19 protein-coding genes are annotated in these 18,364 nt (G+C 40.9%); 4 read left to right on the top strand and 15 right to left on the bottom strand.

The genetic code is table 11. The features are described from left to right. Positions 1-207: 207 nt before the first annotated feature. From I585_RS07415 to I585_RS07435, 5 genes are read right to left on the bottom strand one after another with little or no spacing between them, the layout of a single operon-like run. A complete protein-coding gene (locus tag I585_RS07415; protein WP_010743004.1) occupies positions 208-1,065 on the bottom strand; it encodes a PTS system mannose/fructose/sorbose family transporter subunit IID in 858 nt (285 codons plus the stop codon). Then, positions 1,065-1,832: a PTS mannose/fructose/sorbose/N-acetylgalactosamine transporter subunit IIC gene (locus I585_RS07420; RefSeq protein ID WP_010743003.1), complete on the bottom strand. Its 768-nt coding sequence runs from the start codon at positions 1,830-1,832 to the stop codon at positions 1,065-1,067. The genes I585_RS07415 and I585_RS07420 overlap by 1 nt, the downstream gene beginning before the upstream one ends. A gap of 29 nt (positions 1,833-1,861) precedes the next feature. After that, positions 1,862-2,335: a PTS sugar transporter subunit IIB gene (locus I585_RS07425; protein ID WP_010743002.1), complete on the bottom strand. Its 474-nt coding sequence runs from the start codon at positions 2,333-2,335 to the stop codon at positions 1,862-1,864. Positions 2,336-2,354: 19 nt separating this feature from the next. Beyond that, the gene (locus I585_RS07430) at positions 2,355-2,816 is read right to left on the bottom strand and encodes a PTS sugar transporter subunit IIA (RefSeq protein WP_010743001.1); all 462 of its coding nucleotides are present in this window, start codon (positions 2,814-2,816) and stop codon (positions 2,355-2,357) included. A gap of 8 nt (positions 2,817-2,824) precedes the next feature. Then, a complete protein-coding gene (locus tag I585_RS07435) occupies positions 2,825-3,898 on the bottom strand; it encodes an alcohol dehydrogenase catalytic domain-containing protein (RefSeq protein ID WP_010743000.1) in 1,074 nt (357 codons plus the stop codon). 401 nt (positions 3,899-4,299) lie between these two features. On the opposite strand from I585_RS07435, the gene I585_RS07440 reads away from it, so the two are divergent. Further along, entirely contained in the window at positions 4,300-5,052 is a 753-nt protein-coding gene (locus I585_RS07440; RefSeq protein ID WP_244265977.1) for a DeoR/GlpR family DNA-binding transcription regulator, read from the top strand. Positions 5,053-5,137: 85 nt separating this feature from the next. Here I585_RS07440 and I585_RS22595 read toward each other — a convergent pair whose 3' ends face one another. The 3 genes from I585_RS22595 to I585_RS07455 form a co-directional block, all read right to left on the bottom strand. Next, a complete protein-coding gene (locus tag I585_RS22595; RefSeq protein ID WP_010742998.1) occupies positions 5,138-7,354 on the bottom strand; it encodes a MucBP domain-containing protein in 2,217 nt (738 codons plus the stop codon). A gap of 269 nt (positions 7,355-7,623) precedes the next feature. Then, positions 7,624-8,136 (bottom strand): DNA-3-methyladenine glycosylase I, encoded by a 513-nt coding sequence (locus I585_RS07450; protein ID WP_010742997.1) that lies wholly within the window; start codon positions 8,134-8,136, stop codon positions 7,624-7,626. A gap of 69 nt (positions 8,137-8,205) precedes the next feature. Then, positions 8,206-8,562 carry a VOC family protein gene (locus tag I585_RS07455; RefSeq protein WP_010742996.1) on the bottom strand — a complete coding sequence of 119 codons (357 nt, stop codon included), beginning with the start codon at positions 8,560-8,562 and terminating at the stop codon, positions 8,206-8,208. Between the two features lie 615 nt (positions 8,563-9,177). Between I585_RS07455 and I585_RS07465 the strand changes: the two genes are divergently transcribed. After that, positions 9,178-10,644, top strand: a complete 1,467-nt coding sequence (locus I585_RS07465) for a helix-turn-helix domain-containing protein (RefSeq protein WP_010742995.1) — start codon at positions 9,178-9,180, stop codon at positions 10,642-10,644. 39 nt (positions 10,645-10,683) lie between these two features. On the opposite strand, the gene I585_RS07470 is transcribed toward I585_RS07465, so the two are convergent. Continuing rightward, positions 10,684-11,385, bottom strand: a complete 702-nt coding sequence (locus tag I585_RS07470; protein ID WP_010742994.1) for a DUF975 family protein — start codon at positions 11,383-11,385, stop codon at positions 10,684-10,686. Between the two features lie 82 nt (positions 11,386-11,467). Then, positions 11,468-12,334, bottom strand: a complete 867-nt coding sequence (locus tag I585_RS07475; RefSeq protein ID WP_010742993.1) for a LysR family transcriptional regulator — start codon at positions 12,332-12,334, stop codon at positions 11,468-11,470. 111 nt (positions 12,335-12,445) lie between these two features. Here I585_RS07475 and I585_RS07480 point away from each other — a divergent pair, with 111 nt between their 5' ends. After that, positions 12,446-13,006: a chromate transporter gene (locus I585_RS07480; RefSeq protein WP_010742992.1), complete on the top strand. Its 561-nt coding sequence runs from the start codon at positions 12,446-12,448 to the stop codon at positions 13,004-13,006. A gap of 2 nt (positions 13,007-13,008) precedes the next feature. Continuing rightward, the gene (locus tag I585_RS07485; RefSeq protein WP_010742991.1) at positions 13,009-13,557 is read left to right on the top strand and encodes a chromate transporter; all 549 of its coding nucleotides are present in this window, start codon (positions 13,009-13,011) and stop codon (positions 13,555-13,557) included. A 54-nt stretch (positions 13,558-13,611) separates the two neighbouring features. Here the strand turns inward: I585_RS07485 and I585_RS07490 are convergent, their stop codons facing one another. The 5 genes from I585_RS07490 to I585_RS07510 all read right to left on the bottom strand — a co-directional run bounded on the left by I585_RS07490 (position 13,612) and on the right by I585_RS07510 (position 18,184). Then, positions 13,612-14,322, bottom strand: coding sequence for a winged helix-turn-helix domain-containing protein (locus I585_RS07490; RefSeq protein WP_010742990.1), 711 nt, complete (start codon positions 14,320-14,322; stop codon positions 13,612-13,614). Positions 14,323-14,365: 43 nt separating this feature from the next. After that, positions 14,366-14,785 carry a hypothetical protein gene (locus I585_RS07495; protein WP_010742989.1) on the bottom strand — a complete coding sequence of 140 codons (420 nt, stop codon included), beginning with the start codon at positions 14,783-14,785 and terminating at the stop codon, positions 14,366-14,368. Between the two features lie 2 nt (positions 14,786-14,787). Further along, positions 14,788-15,174, bottom strand: a complete 387-nt coding sequence (locus tag I585_RS07500; RefSeq protein ID WP_010742988.1) for a LytTR family DNA-binding domain-containing protein — start codon at positions 15,172-15,174, stop codon at positions 14,788-14,790. Positions 15,175-15,294: 120 nt separating this feature from the next. Then, the gene (locus I585_RS07505) at positions 15,295-16,386 is read right to left on the bottom strand and encodes a class C sortase (protein WP_010742987.1); all 1,092 of its coding nucleotides are present in this window, start codon (positions 16,384-16,386) and stop codon (positions 15,295-15,297) included. Between the two features lie 88 nt (positions 16,387-16,474). Further along, complete coding sequence (locus I585_RS07510; RefSeq protein WP_010742986.1) at positions 16,475-18,184, bottom strand: SpaH/EbpB family LPXTG-anchored major pilin; 1,710 nt, start codon at positions 18,182-18,184, stop codon at positions 16,475-16,477. Positions 18,185-18,364 lie beyond the last annotated feature (180 nt).

Consider the following 18,364-nt stretch of genomic DNA (forward strand, 5'->3'; position numbering starts at 1 on the left):
ACATTATAAATTAATGTTAATTATAAAACAACATCAAAAAAGAAAATTTATTTTTAAACCTCGCAATCCTACTCAAAAAGCTGCTAAACCCTTTGGTTAATTGATGTTTCTCGCACAAAAAAAGCTGACCGCAAAGTCAGCCTTCTTCTTATCTATTAGCGAATACACAAAAAAGCGACGCCAGAATTTCTCTAGCGTCGACTGCTTTTATATCGAATTGACGATCAGTCCAAATGCAGCGAGAATCGCGCCGCCGACAATTTGGATGACCAATACTTTGGTCGGTGTATATTTTTTATGCTTCAACAAATAGTACGTTAACAGGGTCACGCCTAGTGGTAAGATTCCTTTTACCAAAGCATCCAGCACATCCGTCTGAATCGACAAACTTTCTTTTCCACTCAGATGGACACTCAGCGGTGTGGCAATCTTAACGAAATTCGCGGCTAACGAACCAATGACGATCGCACCCAGCGTTTGCGAGAACGTCATGATATACGACAACCGTCCGCCGGCCATCATTTTCTGAATACCTTCTTTGCCTTGCTCGTACCCTTGAATCCATAAGAAGTACGCGATAACAGTCATAATGATCCAGTGAAGCGCAAAGAATAAAACGGGCCCCATAAAAATATTTCCTTTAGCCCCGAATGGCAGAGTAAACGACAGCAGGATCGGAATTAATGTTCCTTGCCACAAGGTATCCCCGATTCCGGCCAACGGACCCATCAGACCTGTTTTTAAACCGTTGATAGTTTGGTCATTAATATCCGCACCCGACGCCCGCTCTTCTTCCATCGCAATCGTCATAGATAAGATCGGACCGCCAAATGAGGGTTCGGTATTGAAAAACTGCATATGCCTTTCCAACGCGGCCTTCATCTCAGCCTCGTCTTTGCCGTACAGCTTTTTCAAGATTGGACTGAAGGCATGGACGACCCCCGTAGCCTGCAGCCGTTCGTAGTTGTAGTTTGCATGAGAAAAGAAGGTCCAGCGCCAAAACGCTTTGACGATATCCTTTTTAGTCAACAGCTTATCTTGTTTTACTTCCGCAGTCTGCTCCATTAAATTAACCCTCCATTCTTGTCTTTCAAGTACAATTCAGTGAAGACATACCCGATAATTAGGGCAAATACAGCGATCGGCACAGATGGCAGACCGGAATAGATAGCGAACATGAAGCCAAAGGTAAAGAATAATAATGTCCCCTTGCCATTCATTGCGCGTAAGTTCATTGCGATCCCTAACGCGGGCAGAATCCCTCCGATTGCTGAAAGAACATCCAGCGGACGACCGCTCAAAGCATCAACGATTCCTTCGACTGCATCGGCGCCTAAATAAGCAGCCAATGCAACAGGCACAACTGTAATTAATAGTAAAAATAATTGCGGCGGTACGATGTGCAGCCAATTGATCCGATCAATTTTTCCTTCTTCAGCAGCTTTATCCGCCATATGAACAAAGGTGATATCGACCGTCATATGAGCTACCCAGATTAATGTTCCCAACAAACCGATCGGCACGGCCAACGTTACAGCAACCGCTGGTTCAACCTTCGCAGCCATTGCTAAAGCGGTTCCAAGAGTTCCCGCAAGTGCCGGATCCATTGCGACTGTTCCTCCGGCTGAAATAAATGCTAAATACGGTAAATTGATTGCTGCACCAATGATACATCCTTGCACCGGATCTCCCAAGATCAACCCTACAACAGTCCCATTCACTAACGGACGCATCCAACCATGTGTCCCGACTAACGAAAGCCAAGGCGTTCCATTGATCCCAAGATAGTAAACGACACCGATTAAAATTGCTTGGATTAGGCTTATTTTCATTCCTACACTTCCTTTGCTAAACTATTTTTTTAAAGCAATCCTTCAATTGCTTGCGAACCTTGGTCAGGAATTACATGGATCTTCATTTTGACATTTTGACCAACAATTTTTCGGAAGGTCTCTTTTTCTTCTTCTGAGGCCGAGATATTTTTATGGAAGGTTTTACGATCCTTTCGTGCACCCATTCCGCCAATAATGATCTCATCAAACCTCACACCTTTTTCAATCAGCTGCCAATATGTCTGCGGCTCCTTTGCTAGCACTATGATCTTATGCCGCTCTGGAATATCAGCAAGCAGTTTCGCGCCATCATCAATCCCTAAAATAGACAATTTGATCCCATTCGGCACTGCCATCGACATAATTGATTTAGTGAATTCATCCCCCGCTGTCGCATCATCCACAATCACGATATGATTGCCTCCAGTAAATTGCAGCCAAGCCGTCATGACCTGACCATGAATCAAACGATCATCGATTCTTGCTAAAACGATTTGTCCCATCTCTGCACACTCCTAATTTTTATCTGTTCGAATTATTTTGCAGCTTTGCCATTTCTTCTAAAAATTCTTTGATGCCTTCTTTTCCAGCAGCCATTGCCGCTTGGTACATCGTCTCCAAATCCGCACCGATCATCCGCTGATTAAACGCTTCGATCAGCATTGGCAGATTCACGCCTGAAATCAAACGATAGCTATGATCCTTCAATTTGTTAAACGATAATGCCGTTTGGTTATAAGGACTTGCCGAAAATAGATCGACTAAAACCAAGACCCCATCACCCTTATCCAATTGACAAATACCCGCCTGAATCTTTTCACTAAATTCAACGATATCGTCGCCATGCTTCAACCCTAATGTTTGATAATCTTCCTGCTCACCCATAATAAGACTCAAACTGTCCATCAAGCCCGTCGCCATTTCACCATGAGTGACCACTAGAATTCCTGTCACATTCTCCACCTCTTTCTGTAATTTGAACATTCCGACCCTTACCAATGAAAATGCATTACGGTCTTATTCCAGCCAGGATTCTCTACAAATTTTTCCATAACTGCTCTAAAATCATCACCAGTCGCGATCTCCACGATTTGTTCCGGCAAGATTTTGCTCAATGCTGCTCGATATTCTGGTTTCTCCATCCCAGCGACAACGGCTTCAAAATCAACGGTTGATGAACGACTGCTTCCATGGGCAGTGATTCCCTTTTCCAAAATATCGCGTGTATCGATTGGAACCAGCTCTTCTGTCACACCCATGAAAATAATATCTGCTAACGAATCCGCACTGTTGATCGCCTGATTTAATGCACTCTCGCTGAATTTTCCGCCCGTACATTCGATCAAGACATCAAATTTTTCCTGTGAATGATCAAAATCATAAGTCAATACATTCTCGGTTCGAGCAAAATCAAAATGAGCTAGCTTGTCATCCGCCGCACCAAAAACGACGAAACGTTCTGCATCGACACCATACAAATATTTCAACATAACTGCGGTAAAGTAACCGACAGGTCCATCGCCAAAAAGAGCGACCCGAGTATCCGCTTGTTTCAACTTGTCTTCCACATGACTAAGCGCGTGATGGGAAACGGAAGAAAGTTCTGCCAAAACAGCGATCTCATTCGGAATCTCATCCGGGATCTTCACCAAACATTCCTCTGGATGAACCAGACGGCTCTGAGCCAGTCCATCATACCCGCTGCCTAAGAAGGCATTTCCTTTTGAATAGTTCACGGGAACATCCGGTTTCTGATCAATCTCTGGATGTAAGATTTGCCCGGGGATATTCGGAACAACGACAACCCGATCGCCTACCGAAAATTTTTCTGAACGCGTCTCTTTTACAATTCCGATCCCTTCATGTAAGAGTGCCATTGGTAATTTTTTAGCCAATGCTTCTGGACGCCGCAAGCCAGCGAAATATCTTAAATCAGCGTGGCAGATACTTGCATACGTCGACTCTACCGCTACCCATCTATCTGGAATCGTTCTGGTTTTATGAACTTCTTCAATGACACCTGGCTTAACAAGACTAAAAACTCTTGATTCAACCGAATTATTCATTTCATTTTCCTCCTCATTTTCGAGCGCTCGTTTACACTCTTTGTTGCTCGTTTACGAGTATATCACCGCGAAACACTTTTGTAAACGCTTTATTTTTAAAATAGCATTCGATTCTGTTTTATATCGCTAGACATGATACCTTTAACTAGATTAAAAAAACAAAGTTCTTCATTTCTTCGAGTTTATTATGGTACTTTATACCTAATAAACCTTAACTGTCGTTGCCCTTAAACAAAAGCTCGAAACAGCTCGTTTATGCACGAAACTTAGCTGTATATATTGACACTTCCAGCTATTTTCCCTAGACTAAAGGATGAGAACGCCTTTCAAGAATGTTGATATAGCTCTTATTAACTGAGAAAGTGAGAGGGTGAAATGAAATGTTAACCGAAGAACGAAGAATGAAATTATTAGAAGCCATTGAAAACAAACAATTTATCTCTGTAGCCCAGCTATCGGAGATCTTTCAAGTCCATGAAACAACGATCCGCAGAGACCTCGACGAATTAGAATCTCAAGGTTTAGTAGTTCGAATTCACGGTGGTGTTGTTCCAGCAAGTATTAAACATGACGAACCAGTCTTCGAAGATCGAGCCACTGAAAACATGCTTGAAAAAACTCGGATCGGTAAATACGCGACTAAATATATAAAGAGCGGCGAAGCGATCATTTTAGATTCGGGAACCACTACCTTGCAGATCGCTAAAACACTAAATGATATGCCGCAGCTTCAAGACATCACGATCATTACTAATGATGTTAATATCGCTTCTGTTCTGCGATCCAACCGAAATATCACGACAATCGTGACTGGCGGAACGCTTTTTCACGACAGCTACATGCTAAATGGGCAGATCGCCAATGAAACACTGCACCAGCTGAGTGTTGATAAGGCTTTTATCGCAACGCCGGCTCTTAATGTGGAAAAAGGGTTGACCCACTTCAATGAATTACTGATTGCGACCAAAAAAAATATGATCGATGCCTCCGTTAAAAAAATCGTCGTTTCCGATCATACAAAAATCGGGCGCCGAGCCTTGTACACCTTTCTTCCGATTGATCAAATCGACTTGCTTATTACGGATAATCAAACAGAGCAAAAATTGATTGATGAGATGTATAAAAATGGAATCAAACGGATCGAGAGTGTTTAATCCCGTTTTCTAAAATCAGCAAACGCAAAAAAGCAAAGAGTTCAGGACTAGTCCCAACTCTTTGCTTTTTATTTTTCGATCTATTTTAGACTTTGCGCCTTCTCACTAAAACCATCAAGGCTGAAACAAGAATAACGCTGCCTAGCAACACCAAGATATTTGCCAAGAAAGTTTCTTCACCTGTTTTTGGTAAATTTTTCTGACCGGCTGCATGTCCTCTCGCTGCTACTGAGCGTGTGCCATAAATAGAATATTTAGTCGATGTAATAGCTAACTTCCCAGTCTTTTGGTAAACATACGTCACTACCTGATCGGTTTCACTAAATTGACCTTTGCCATTGCTTGGTAATTTGTCTTCATTTAACTGATAATCCTCAATTTGAATTAGTTTATATTTCTCAGTCGTGGCATCATAAGCTTCGCCCGTTTGCCCTTTGATGGTTTGAGCATCCCGAATTTCTTTCCCTGCTTCATCAACATATTTCACAGTCACATTCTTCGCGGCTGGTACCACGTTCTTCTTATAATAATGGTAGGTCACGGTTTGATCGGCTGCGGCAAACGTTCCCTTTCCATTGGTCGGCAGCTTATTTTCATCTAAAATGTACTCTTTGATCGCGGCCAATTTGTATTCCGCGGTCGTCGCATCATAGGTTTCCCCTGCATTGCCGCTGATCGTTTTCGCTGCTTGAATTTCTTTTCCGGCTTCATCGATATAGACCACGCTGACTTTGCTGGTAACCGGCTTGCTCTCTTTCTTATAATGATAAACGATTGTTTTCGCTGTATCATCCAATGAACCTTGAGCATTTGCCGGTAGTTTACTTTCATCTAGGACATACGCATCGATTGTTCCCAATTTGTATTCGGCGGTCGCTGCATCATAGCTATCCCCAATTTTCCCGCTGATCGTTTTCGCTTCACGAATTTCTTTATCTGCTTCATCCACATATTTCACGGTAACGTCTGCAGCTGTTCTTTTTTTGTAATGATAGACAACCGCTTGGGCTTGAGCACTAAAATTTCCCGCAGCGTTCGTCGGTAATTTAGTCGTATCCAACTCATAGTCACCAATCACATCGAATTTGTACTCGGCGGTCGCTGCATCAAAACTGTCGCCTACATTTCCGCTAATGGTTTTCGCAGGACGAACTACCTCATTCTTTTCATTCAGATAGCTGACAGTTACATCTTCCGCTGGTGTCGCCCGCACAATCGGGATCATCGCACTCAATAAATAGCTTGTTTTTGGTATCGCTGATCTGATTGGCGGTGCTAAATAGTTAAACACAATATAGGCAACATTTTGAGGAAATTGAGCAAAGGTGATCCCTTCGTCCGTTAACTGCCATTGACTATCCCCGACAGATTGCATGTTTTCATCAACAAATCGCACATATAATGGATTACTCACACTCACTTGATTAGAAATAAGCGGTGCGCCATCATACGCTTTTAAAACATCCTGCGTATACGAAACTTCTCCCGTTTGTCCTTCAACGATAGTCAACGGCGGAAGCTGATACGGTGTTTGAGCATTGTAACTCAAACTGCTGAAAACCCCCGTCTCGGTCTCAGTTGTTATTCCCAAAGTCGAAAAATCCAGCATATCCGCCGAATAAACACGAATGACATCAGTCGGATTTAAACGATTGATATCTGCTGCAACCCCGGTCAGCTCAGCGGCAGGAATTCCAACACCATAAGCAGTTCCCAAGGATAATTGTTTCAACCGGCCATTCACTTTAAGATAAGGGAGCACATTGGGCTGCACAGTCGCCGTTCCGCCATCCATCATTTGAATAGTCGGGGTATTTTCAGCAACTATATTGCTGCTGTCAAAACTTTCAAGCGTCCCAGCATATTCCAGTCCGGTCAGATCGACCACCGTTCCACTAGCAATATTCAATAAATACAAATTGAAATTCAAGTTTTTCAGCTTTGCCATGGACTCCTTCGTAATGTCCTCTGGATTGATGGTATTGACTTTATCGCTAAGATAATAAGCGACTGCCTTACGTAAATTAGCATCAGGCATCCAGGTTTCTACAGCCGCCGCTTGATACGAAGCCATAGTCTTCTGCTCTGAATAATTCGTTTCCTCACCGGTAGTAGTTGATTGACCTGCTGCGCCTGGTTCAAAAGATCGTTCTGTCTCCTGTACTCTATTTTCAATTCCAGAAACGTCCGTTGAACTTTCTGCTGCAAGAACTTGTCCAGGAAAGACACTATTCAACACCATTCCTGCAACAAGTACTGGCAGCCAACGATTGATTTTTTTTACTCTTCCTAATTTATCCACTTTCTTCCTCCCAAAACAACTTTCTATAACATTTCATTATTATAGCAAGCATATTTTACTGGATGTATATTATTACGAGTGAAAATAATTAGAATATATAGTAAAAAGTTTTTTTGGTGAGGTTTATGACAAATAAAACGTTTATCATTCTGCCTACGCAGGATCATAAACGTTTTTTTAATAGCTATTATTACTTATATTTTTAATCTCTATAGATAGAATTAAACTGCGAAAAAGTCCCTAAAAAGAACCACACTCGTAAATCCTTTTTAATTTTTACTCCATACTTGGTCTTGAATGATCCCGGCTGCTTTCAAAAACATACAGGTGACTACAGGACCAACGAAAGTAAAACCTCTTTTTTTCATATCTTTAGCAATCACAGTGGCCTCCGGCAATGTGTTCGGCACATCTTCCGCCAGCTCATAATCCCGAACAATAGGCACTCCGCCCACAAAGTCCCAGAGATAATCAGCAAAACTATCATAATCTTCAAGGAGAGTCACGATTGCGCGGGCATTTTGAACGACCGCTTTGATTTTCCGCGGATTGCGAATCATCTCAGGATCTTTAGCGATCCGTTCGATATCCTCCGGAAACAAAGCCGCCACTTTGCGAAAATCCATTCCGCAAAAATTTCTTTCAAAGGCTTCCCGTTTACTGGCTGCTGCTTGCCAGCTTAACCCCGCTTGAAATACTCCTACCGTCAGTAATAGGAACAGCATCTGATCATCCTGCGTTTTTGTCCCCCATTGATCGCTATACCATTGAGATTTACTCATTGTCCATATCACCTCCTTTTTTCCATTCCTATCATACAAATAAAGCTGGCTTTTCAGCCAGCATTTACTCTAACTTTCTTTGCGGCAAACCGCCTCAACATTGTAACCATCAGGATCGAAGACAAAAGCTCCATAATAATTTTCATGATACTGGGGTCGTAAGCCCGGCGCTCCATTGTCCACACCATCAGCCGCCATCGCTGCTTGATAAAATTGATCGACAATCGCTCGTTCCTCTGCGCGAAAAGCCAGATGGATCTTGCTTGGTTCACTTTTTATGATCCAAAGGTCACCATCGTCAGAACCAAAACAAACACCATGATCCATTTCAAATTTCACCTGATACCCCAGCGGTTTCAGTGCTGCTTCATAAAACTTTTTGCTCTTTGCTAAATCGCTGACACCAATACTCAAATGATCAATCACACACTGCACCATCCCTTCAATTAATTAGTTTTAGTATAGCCGAAAAAACGTTTGCATCCAAGGAAATTTAGGAGCGATTTCTCTTATATTACTTGTTCAAAAGAACCCCCCAGTCCTTTCTGGATGCTTTGAAAAATCCCTTGGCAGACAATACAGCCTATCCTGAAAAACATAACAAAAGAAACATCCATACTTATCATAATTATCAAATTATTATCATTTCCAGAAGCACAAATCGACTGACAAACACGCTGTTAGCCGTAATAAAGGCTGATATCATCACTTTTCCAATAAATCCCATATTTCGAACCGAACGTAATGTTTTTGGGTTCATTTTTCAAATCCGAACATTTAATGATTTAAAACGATTTTTTTTATTGAAAAATGACTATTTAACCCCAAACAAGTTTCGATATTTATAGATTATCGAGCCAATTACCGAATAATCACTGTTGGCATGACCATTTCCATGAAATTTCAATCATTAAAGCTATGCTAAAATCAACTTATAAATAACCTTTCTTTATTAAGAAATAGTCACTTTGTAAAAACAACGCCACTGAATCTCTCAGCAGCTTTCATCGGAAACCATCAAAATAGAAAGGTGTGGCTCGTATGTTTAGAGAACTTTTCTTGACTAAACGGCAACAGAAAAAAATCCATTTTTTTAAATTAATGGAAGGATACCCCGCAGGCGAATACTCAGTCCGTACTCTCAGTCAAAAACTAGATTGCAGCTATCAGTCTCTCTTGCAAATGCTACAGGAGATCAATGAAACGCTCATTAAACTGAACGAAACACCCCTGTTCGTCACCACCTCAGACATTTATTGGGAAAGTGATTCTAATCGGTCCAATAAATTTTTGATCACACAAGTGAAACGTTCCCTTCCTTATCGCTTCTTATTGACTACGCTATATCGGCCCGAGCAAGAATTAGCCGACTTTTGTAAAGAAACCTTCGTCAGTGAATCCACCGTTCTACGCAGAATGCGCCCAGTAATCGATTATTTAGCAGAGTGCAGTATTCGAGTCAACCTGTCAAAAATGGAACTCACCGGTCACGAAGCAGTCATTCGTTTATTCTATATCAAAGCACTTTGGTCAGCATCCTTAGGTGACGATCTGGTAAAATGCGAGTTGGATTTCACAGCTGAAGAGAATCTGCTCAGAGACTTGATGTCGGTTTTTCCTTTGCCAATCCACACAAAATTGATTCGCCTGATGCTTTGTGTCTGCAGATTGCGTAATGATCAAAAAAGATACCTCAATGAGGCACCTTTTGATGACCTGCTATTTTCGCAGACAACGCCGCTGCTTGAGGTTTATCTATCCAAGACCTTGGAGTCCTCTGTACAGGTTAAAAGGAATGTCGAATTTTTCAATTACCTGTTTTATTACTATCCATATTGTATCAAGAAAAATCCGCAAATGATCAATCCTTTGATGCTTTACTATTCCAAAAATGTCGAAGAACGCGACCCCCTATGCTTAGCGATCGACAGCTTCTATCGTTATTGTTCAAGGGAACTGCTGCAGAATATTTTAGGTGAGCAGGAGGAAAAAATATTACTGAATAATATTGCCCGAACCTTTTTAGGTTACTCGATTCAGAAGAAAAAAATCCCGCTGCTCTTTGAAACAGGCAATAAAGAAAAATTTTTGCAATCGGAATTATATAGTGAACTCTATCCGGCAGTTAAAAAGGCGGTCAAAAAATTGAGCCGGCGAAAACAGCTAGAGTGGTTGGCCCCTGTCAGTGATTCTCTCTCAAAAACACTCTGTTTGAATCTCTTACCTTTGTTTGTCGTCAACGATGAGAAGATTCGCGTCGGCTTATTATCCATACCCAACTACCTCTATTTGCAGCATATCGTCAAATTTTTACAAAGTTTGAAATTTATTGAAATTGTCTTTCAGCCTCAATCAAGCGATAAGATCGATTTATTCATCACGACTTTTAAAGAACTGCTGCCGACACAAAATACCTCCTATTATTTATTAAACATTCTAAATACTAACTATGAAACAGATCTCTTGCCGATACTGCTGTCTCTTCAAAACAAAAAGAAATTCTCCTAAAAAAAAGTCTGACTCAACATTGAATGAGTCAGACTTTTTTTAGATATTATTTTGCAGATCTTCATAGAATGCCGCTTTAGTAGCAGACGTATATGGTGCTACCCATAAGTAAGCAATTCCGAAGGTGATCGCCGTCAATAAATACCAGCCGATAAAGGTCAAGTCAAGCCAGAACAAACGTCCTTTATGACCGTCCATCAAACGGCGGCTCGCTGTGATCGTATCTAACACTTTAGGCTTTTCACCTGTTTTTTGAATTTGATCATAATAGATGAAATAGCTTTGAGAATAGGCATAAGCCTTTACGATCCCTGGAATGATAAATAGGATCATCCATAAAGAAGTGAAGATATTGGTAAGCAGCGACAGCAGAATGACTCCGCCGATAAATACACCTTGAAACCCGCGAAACGCATCCTTCAATGGATCAATTTCTGTCCGTTCTCCACGAATTAAATCCAAATAAGTCCAAGAGATCCCGCTCATAAATAAGGCACTGATAATGGAAGAAACGAGACTTGATCCGCTGCCGCCGGCATGATTTTGCTGATAGTCCGAAACGGAAGCAATCATTCCATCGCCTGACCCATTAATAAAGAACCAAATAATTCCAGATAATACGACAAAAAATAGCACAGCCATGGTCAATAACGTCGGGATAAGATTCATGATGACCGCTTGTCCCCATTTTCCTCTCAGCGCTTCCTTCGCCTCTGCTTTTAATTCAGCAGTTGTTTTCATAACTAATTAACCCCTTTCTATTGAATACTTTATTATATAGTATCTTTTTTCGAAAGTCTTTTAAAAGAGGCTTCCAAAATTGTCACTTCGACTGATTCAACATTTCCCAAAATTCTCTGAGCCAGCTGGCTTGGTAGCGGCTTTTTCGAACTAGAGCCGTAATATCGTTGGTTAACTGCAAATCCGTGATGGTGATTTCCTTTAACTTTCCCTGCACAATTTCTTCCTTTACTAAGCGATAGGGCTGCACGGAAAAGCCGAACCCGGCCTTGACTGCTGAAATCAGCGCCTGTGAATCGACACTTTCCCAAACTGGAAAAAGTTTGAATCCTTGTAAAACGGCGGCTGATTCAAAAGTTTCTCGCACCGCGCTGCCATGCTCTCGCAACAGGAGCGGGCGTTTCAATAGTTCTGGAAAGCTCAATTCTGATTCAACAACACTTGGAGCCGCTACAACACACAATCGATAATCAGTGATTTTTTTCGCGTTGAAGGAAGGCTGCAGAATATGACCTTCAATAAATGCTAAATCGACTTCCCCCGTTTCCAACCGCGCAATAGATTCTGCTGCTGGAAAAACCTGAACATTGAAATGGGCCTCTGGATAGTGATCGTTAAATTTTTGCAAAAGCTGGGGCAATTCCGTTTGCGCATAAGTAATACACGACGCAATTTTTAATGGCGGGCGCTTTTCTAAATTCGTCAAACGAGCCTCGACAGACTCAAACTCCTCCAACACTGGCTGGATCTCTCGTAAAAATAATTCGCCGGCAGGAGTCAGCCTTACACTGCGATGTAGCCGCTCAAAAAGCTGAGTACCTGCTTCAACTTCCAAATCCTTAACCGCATGAGAAACGGCCGATTGAGTTAAATACAAATTATTGGCTGCCTTCGTAAAATTTTTCGTTTTCGTGATTTCACGAAAGATCATACATTGTTTAAAGTTCATAATGGCTCCTTTCCTATGAATTGTATTCATGTCTATGGTTTAATATTATCATTTCACACATGCCAAACCAAACTTTATACTATAGATAGAATGGAAAGAAAGGTTGTTTTTATGACGAAAATCAGGTTTTATTTATGGTTGGCCATGATTAATTTATTCATCAGCACATTTACCTTTGGCGGTGGTTATGTCGTCGTCCCGATGATTCGTAAATACTATGTAGAAGGAAAATCCTTGTTCTCCAATGACGAGTTGATGGAGATGTCCGCAGTTGCTCAATCTTCACCCGGTGCTATCGCGATCAATTTGAGCGTCCTAGCGGGAAAAAGAGTCGCAGGAATACTGGGCATACTGATCAGTGTCGTTTGTTCGATCCTTCCACCTCTAATAATCTTGGGACTAATCTCTAACTGGTACGAAGCTTTTGCCGCAAACCAAACAGTTATGGCCGTTCTGAAAGGCATGCAGGCCTGTGTAACTGCCTTGATCATTGATCTTGTCATCGACATGTATCAGCTGATTCGGCAGGAAGACTCGAAATTATTAAGCATCCTCGTTCCAATCGCATTTATCGCTAATGCATTTTTTAATCTAAATGTGATCTACATTTTATTGTTTAGCGTTGGTGTCTGTCTTATTCAGACCTACTTTCAACACACGAGGGAGGTTTAAGGATGCAGCTATTTTGGACATTCCTAAAAATCGGACTATTTAGTATTGGCGGAGGTTATGCCATCATTCCTTTGATCCAAGAACAAGTCGTCCATCAGCAAGGCTGGCTGACTGAAAAGACCTTTACGGATATTATCACCATCTCACAAATGACTCCCGGACCACTGGCGGTTAATACCTCGACCTTTGTAGGTATGCAGATAGATGGGATACCCGGTGCCATAGTGGCAACAATTGGTTGTATTCTAGGCGGTTGTGTCATTTCGATCAGCTTGTATCAATTTTTCCAAAAGCATCACGAATCGCTTTACGTCTCAAGCGCTTTAAAAAGTTTAAAGGCTTCATCCGTTGGTTTAATCATGTCGGCCGGCTTCACGATCCTGCTGCTGACCTTTTTTGAATCATCCGATTTATCAACGATCGGACTTGCTGCCTTCGATTGGCAGGCCGCTATCTTATTCGCGATATCCTTAACACTCTTACGAAAATTCAAGCCCAATCCAATCTTATTAATGGTCATAACCGGTTTCATCGGCTTTTTTTTATACTAATAAAAGGTCACTCTCAACTGAGAATGACCTTTTAACTAATTCAGGAAATCTAGCTTACGAAAGAAGTCTTTCCTGCTCTTTCTCCTGTGCGTAATAATCCAGTGCCGTCGTCGTTAGTAGATATCCTTCTCCCCAAGAGGTCTGGACGGTCTCGCCGGCTACACCATCTTTTTTAAAGGCGATCCGCAGCTTCTTGATCAAGATCGACAGCTGTGCCAGACGAGATTTTGTTGCCCCATCCTTCCACAAATATTCACATAAATCCTCGCGGGAAATCACTTTTCCTTCTGCTTGATACAGTTTTTCTAGCGCTCGACGCTCTAGTTTTGACAAGGTCAGCGATCCAGTTGGAGTGCCTTCCCCTTCACTACCAATTCTGTTTCCTACAAGAGAGAGAATAACTTCTTGAGATATAGGACGTCTTTCCCATTGACAAAGTCCTTCTCGCAGCTCTTCAACCGTGGACTCTTCACTGATCCAGCCATGAATTCCCTCTAATTGTCTTTCTGGATCTTTCTCCAGTTTACGCAAAACAATTTTTGACTCCGGCAGAACGGCTAAGATTTGCCGCATCTCATTTTCAGTGATCGTCTCACTAAGAATGATGTAATCAAAATAATTGATCATCGGCAGCTTTCTCGTTTGCTGAGTCATTAAATAAAACATGTTTGAACAACAAAAAACTTCATAGTTTAATCGTTGTAATTTTTCTTGGAGTTTCTGTTCCACTAAAATATTCTTCGTTAAAAGTAGTACAGATATCATTCTTTCACCTCTTCTTTGGTGTATACCTTGAGTTTCCATTGATTTACTCATTATCCCGTTTTTGAAATTTCTTTTTTAGTTGTCTATTCATTTGCTCGGTCATTTTCACACTGACGCTGAACAAAATTGTTTTTCCGATAAAAAAGCCAACTACCATTACGACAAAAGCCAATCCTATGATCATCGGCGGAACATTCCAAACAAAAACCTGACTGCAAACGATGAATGCCGTGAAGATCAAAGAGAGATAGACTACTTGCACCCAAAAAATCCCTAAGAAATCCACTAAAGGATCAATATAAAAGATCGTGCAGCCGATACCTAATACTATTGAGAAAACCAGGATGGAAAAAACACTTTCGCTTGTTAGATTCGCACCGGTAAAGAGCGCAAATATGATACTCAAGCTAAATATGAAGGAGAAAATGATCGTTATTTCCCGAATAATTACCCATTTATTCATACTCACTCCTCCATCCCTAATTGACTTTTTAAGTTTCGAACATAGTTTCTTGAAATAGAAATTTTTTCATTGTTCTTCAACTTTACAATCAGTCGGCCATTAAATGTCGGACTGATCAGCTCAATTTTTTCAATATTAAGAATAACAGACTTAGAGACTCGGATATACTGCGTATCTTTATATTTTTCTTCTAGTTGATAGAGTTTTTCTTTGATTTCGAAGACTTCATCTTTCGTGTATAAAAAAACCTTTTTCTCTACAGCCTCAAAGTAATACACATCCTTCAATGTGATCTTATGCAGCTGTTCATCCTTATTTACCCATAAAAAAGCATTTTTCACCTGCAGAGAATTGATTAAGCGCAGCAAATCATCATCTAGTGATTTCACTTTTAGGATAAGTTCTTCCTCTCCTTGATCAATGATATCTACTTTAATTTTGATAGAAAAAACCTCCCAACCTTACCAGAATATTATACATAAAAAATAAATATTATTCTTTTAATTATTTTAGTTATTTATTTTATATGAAAAATCCGCTTGATTGATTTTGTCTATCCAGAGCAGATAATGTTGATTTTCGCCTTTTAATACGTACTTTCCGCCCCTTAAGCCGGGCTTGATCAACATTGATTCAGAGTTTGATTGTAATATAACTGGTTCCTTATTTTCAAGAACTAATTTATTTCTTTTTTTATAATACAACTTATAATTATCATTTTTGGCATTATCAATTGAAACATCGTAGTAATGATGTGCGATAATGCGTCTTTTGATACGCCGCCAAAAAAGATACAAGATGGCTAAAAGAACAATAATCCCTGCAATCACAACCACAAGTAACAGCCACTTCTGCTTTTGCTTCAAGCCAGCAAGCTCTTGTTTCGCCTGATTTGGCAATTTCGTTCGCTCACCGGTCACCAATAAACGATGTGAGTTGACCATATATGGCGTGCAGGTAAGCAGCGTCACTAAATCTTTTCCCTCTTCGATCCGCAGCTGTTCGGTTTCTTCCGGTTTGACCACTTGAACATTCATGACCTTATACGCGAAGGTATTCCCGCCAATCTCAATATAAAAAAGATCCTTCTTTTTAAGTTCAGGCAAATCCGTAAAAAACTTGGCTTTTGACAGGCCTCGATGTGCTGAAATCACCGAATGGGTATTTTTCCCGCCGATCGGATATGAGGTTCCTTCCAACAAGGAGGCCCCCCGCTCAAGGAAAAAATCGCTGGTTCGATCAAAAATCGGCAGGCTAACATCAATCTTAGGAATCGAGATCGTACCAATCGTATGATCCGTTAAATAATCAGGATTTTTGGAAAAATCCTTTTCTTCCTCTTTTCCGGAAAATGGGTCGCCGCCCGCATTGATTCCCTCTAAGGCCAGCTTCGCATTTTTCTCCTGCATCTTCTTTTGAGCCGACGCCAAGTTTATTTGATCTTCCCGGTTTGCCTTATCCTGTGCCTCTTCAATGATTCGCTGATCAAGATAAGACATGACGGTATTTCCGACAAAAGGATACGCAATGGCTCCAATCCCAAAAATTAGAATCAACATCATAATGACGTCGATGATGATTTTTCTCTGCCATTTTTTCATTGAGCCATTCCACCTCTTTTAATACAAAGACCGAGATTCAAATCACAAGTGATTGATATCCCGGCCTATGACTAATCAGTTGTTCGTTTTAATCTTCAACTGTTTCTTTGTTGCGCAAGAAGTATGCACCAACTGCAAGCACGGCTACAGCACCAACTGCGATAATCGCGTAAATGCCATTGCCCCCTGTACCTGGTAAAGTCCCTTTACGTTTGTTTTCTACTTCAGTTTCATCGCCAACTTTGATTGTTGCGGTGTATGTTCCATAGTCAACTGTAAACGGAATGTCTGAAGTTAATGCCACATATTGATTACTTGGTGCTTTTGTTTCTTCTAACCAGTATTGAACCAATGGTTTTCCTACAGTTGCTGGATGTGATGGATCACCAACAGAAGAGCTGCCTGGTACTGTTTCTAATGGTAATGCTGTCCCTGCTGAGTCATGACTAACTGTTCCTTCAAGACCTTCAACTGTGAATAGACCGCCACCTGCAGAAGTTAATACTAAAGCATCTGTTTTCGTCGTAGACCAGCGAGATGGGCTTGTAGTTGTCGCTTTAGCGATCATGTATTCAGTCACGCCATTGTTTTTACGTTTTACGATAAATTCCGCGCCATCCAATGAAGAGCCATTATCTTGGTCAACCTTTTCAAAACGACGACCATAAGTGATCACGTCGTCACCAGTCCAAGGCAAAGTTTCTAAACCATTGGTTGGATTGTTTTCATATTGCAATGTTGCTTGGTTATCGATCCATTCATCCGGAGTTGTATTTTCATCTAAATACATACGGTATTTGAATACTAATTTTTTCCCAGCGTATTTACCAAGTTTTGCTACATCTGGTGTTTGGTTTGCCAAACTATCTTTATCATTGAAGAATACATGGAAAATATTGTCATAACCTGTTTTGATTGGTGTGCCGCTTGGATCAGCTACTACCGAGAAATCAACATCGCTGATTGTTGTCAACGAACCATCTGTTTCAACAACATACAACCCTTGATTATCTAAATAGTGCAAGTTCGGCTGTGATTCATCGCGTAAGAAGAATTGCGTATAGCGATATACAGGATTCAAAGGATCATTATTTGCCAAACCATCGATCCCTACTGGTACATCAAACGTGATTTTGTATTCGATTGGTTCGCCGACAGTGAAATCGTCTTTAATTTCTTTTTCTTTCTCTACATCGATATCATCTGTTTGAACGTTCTTTGGATATAAGAAAAGCTCAGAAAGTTTATCATTCGTAGGCGTTCCATCTGCGTTCATCTTGTAGACTGGGAAAATCACTACCATATTATCCGCTTTTGTAGTGACATTGCTTGGTGCGGATGTTTCCACAAATAGATAAACCGCATCTTTTTCCGCTGCTCCGACAGTCACTTTATCTGGTAATGTAAATTTCGTGTGACCGCTCGCATCTGTTGTTTGTTCCGCCTTCGCTTCAGTTAGCCCAGCAGAACCAGCTGTTGCAATTGCATCGCGCAATTGATTGACTGTCCAAGATGGATTTGCCGCAGCTAATGTGTAGAAAGATTCCGTCGCATCATAAACCGTAAAGCCAACGTCTTTCAACGGACGACCACCTTGACTAGTATGCCAAGCTTCATTCTTTTCCCCGGTATTCTGAATATCCGTAGGTTTTGTATCATAAGCCCCTTTATAGATATTTACATCGACATTTGTTGGTGCCGCTTCTGCAACAAGCCCATTGCCTAATAATCCAGCAAAACTGCTCGCCATGAAGATAAGAACACCCAATAACCCCAAAACTTTTCTCTTAAAATTCATGCCTCATACTCCTTTTTCATTTTAATGTATTTATTTTTCCTTTCAGAAAAATAAGTCCGATTTTCAAGCCGTATACCATCCAACTAGGTTTCCTAGTCTTTTATACTCATTGTTTCTTTTGTTGCTTTTGTATAATATGAACTGGGAAAAGTTGGACTGGCATCCTTTTTCATTCATAAG

Origin of the sequence: Enterococcus malodoratus ATCC 43197, assembly GCF_000407185.1 — a bacterium.
Taxonomy (GTDB): domain Bacteria; phylum Bacillota; class Bacilli; order Lactobacillales; family Enterococcaceae; genus Enterococcus_A; species Enterococcus_A malodoratus.

Coding starts and splice junctions, on each gene's coding strand:
- I585_RS07450 (WP_010742997.1), bottom strand. CDS start 8,136: ATGAGTAAATCTCAATGGTATAGCGATCAATGGGGGACAAAAACGCAG.
- I585_RS07430 (WP_010743001.1), bottom strand. CDS start 2,816: ATGTTCAAATTACAGAAAGAGGTGGAGAATGTGACAGGAATTCTAGTG.
- I585_RS07420 (WP_010743003.1), bottom strand. CDS start 1,832: ATGAAAATAAGCCTAATCCAAGCAATTTTAATCGGTGTCGTTTACTAT.
- I585_RS07490 (WP_010742990.1), bottom strand. CDS start 14,322: ATGATATCTGTACTACTTTTAACGAAGAATATTTTAGTGGAACAGAAA.
- I585_RS07470 (WP_010742994.1), bottom strand. CDS start 11,385: ATGAAAACAACTGCTGAATTAAAAGCAGAGGCGAAGGAAGCGCTGAGA.
- I585_RS07495 (WP_010742989.1), bottom strand. CDS start 14,785: ATGAATAAATGGGTAATTATTCGGGAAATAACGATCATTTTCTCCTTC.
- I585_RS07440 (WP_244265977.1), top strand. CDS start 4,300: ATGAAATTATTAGAAGCCATTGAAAACAAACAATTTATCTCTGTAGCC.
- I585_RS07485 (WP_010742991.1), top strand. CDS start 13,009: ATGCAGCTATTTTGGACATTCCTAAAAATCGGACTATTTAGTATTGGC.
- I585_RS07465 (WP_010742995.1), top strand. CDS start 9,178: ATGTTTAGAGAACTTTTCTTGACTAAACGGCAACAGAAAAAAATCCAT.
- I585_RS07415 (WP_010743004.1), bottom strand. CDS start 1,065: ATGGAGCAGACTGCGGAAGTAAAACAAGATAAGCTGTTGACTAAAAAG.
- I585_RS07505 (WP_010742987.1), bottom strand. CDS start 16,386: ATGAAAAAATGGCAGAGAAAAATCATCATCGACGTCATTATGATGTTG.
- I585_RS07475 (WP_010742993.1), bottom strand. CDS start 12,334: ATGAACTTTAAACAATGTATGATCTTTCGTGAAATCACGAAAACGAAA.
- I585_RS07480 (WP_010742992.1), top strand. CDS start 12,446: ATGACGAAAATCAGGTTTTATTTATGGTTGGCCATGATTAATTTATTC.
- I585_RS07435 (WP_010743000.1), bottom strand. CDS start 3,898: ATGAATAATTCGGTTGAATCAAGAGTTTTTAGTCTTGTTAAGCCAGGT.
- I585_RS07510 (WP_010742986.1), bottom strand. CDS start 18,184: ATGAATTTTAAGAGAAAAGTTTTGGGGTTATTGGGTGTTCTTATCTTC.
- I585_RS07425 (WP_010743002.1), bottom strand. CDS start 2,335: ATGGGACAAATCGTTTTAGCAAGAATCGATGATCGTTTGATTCATGGT.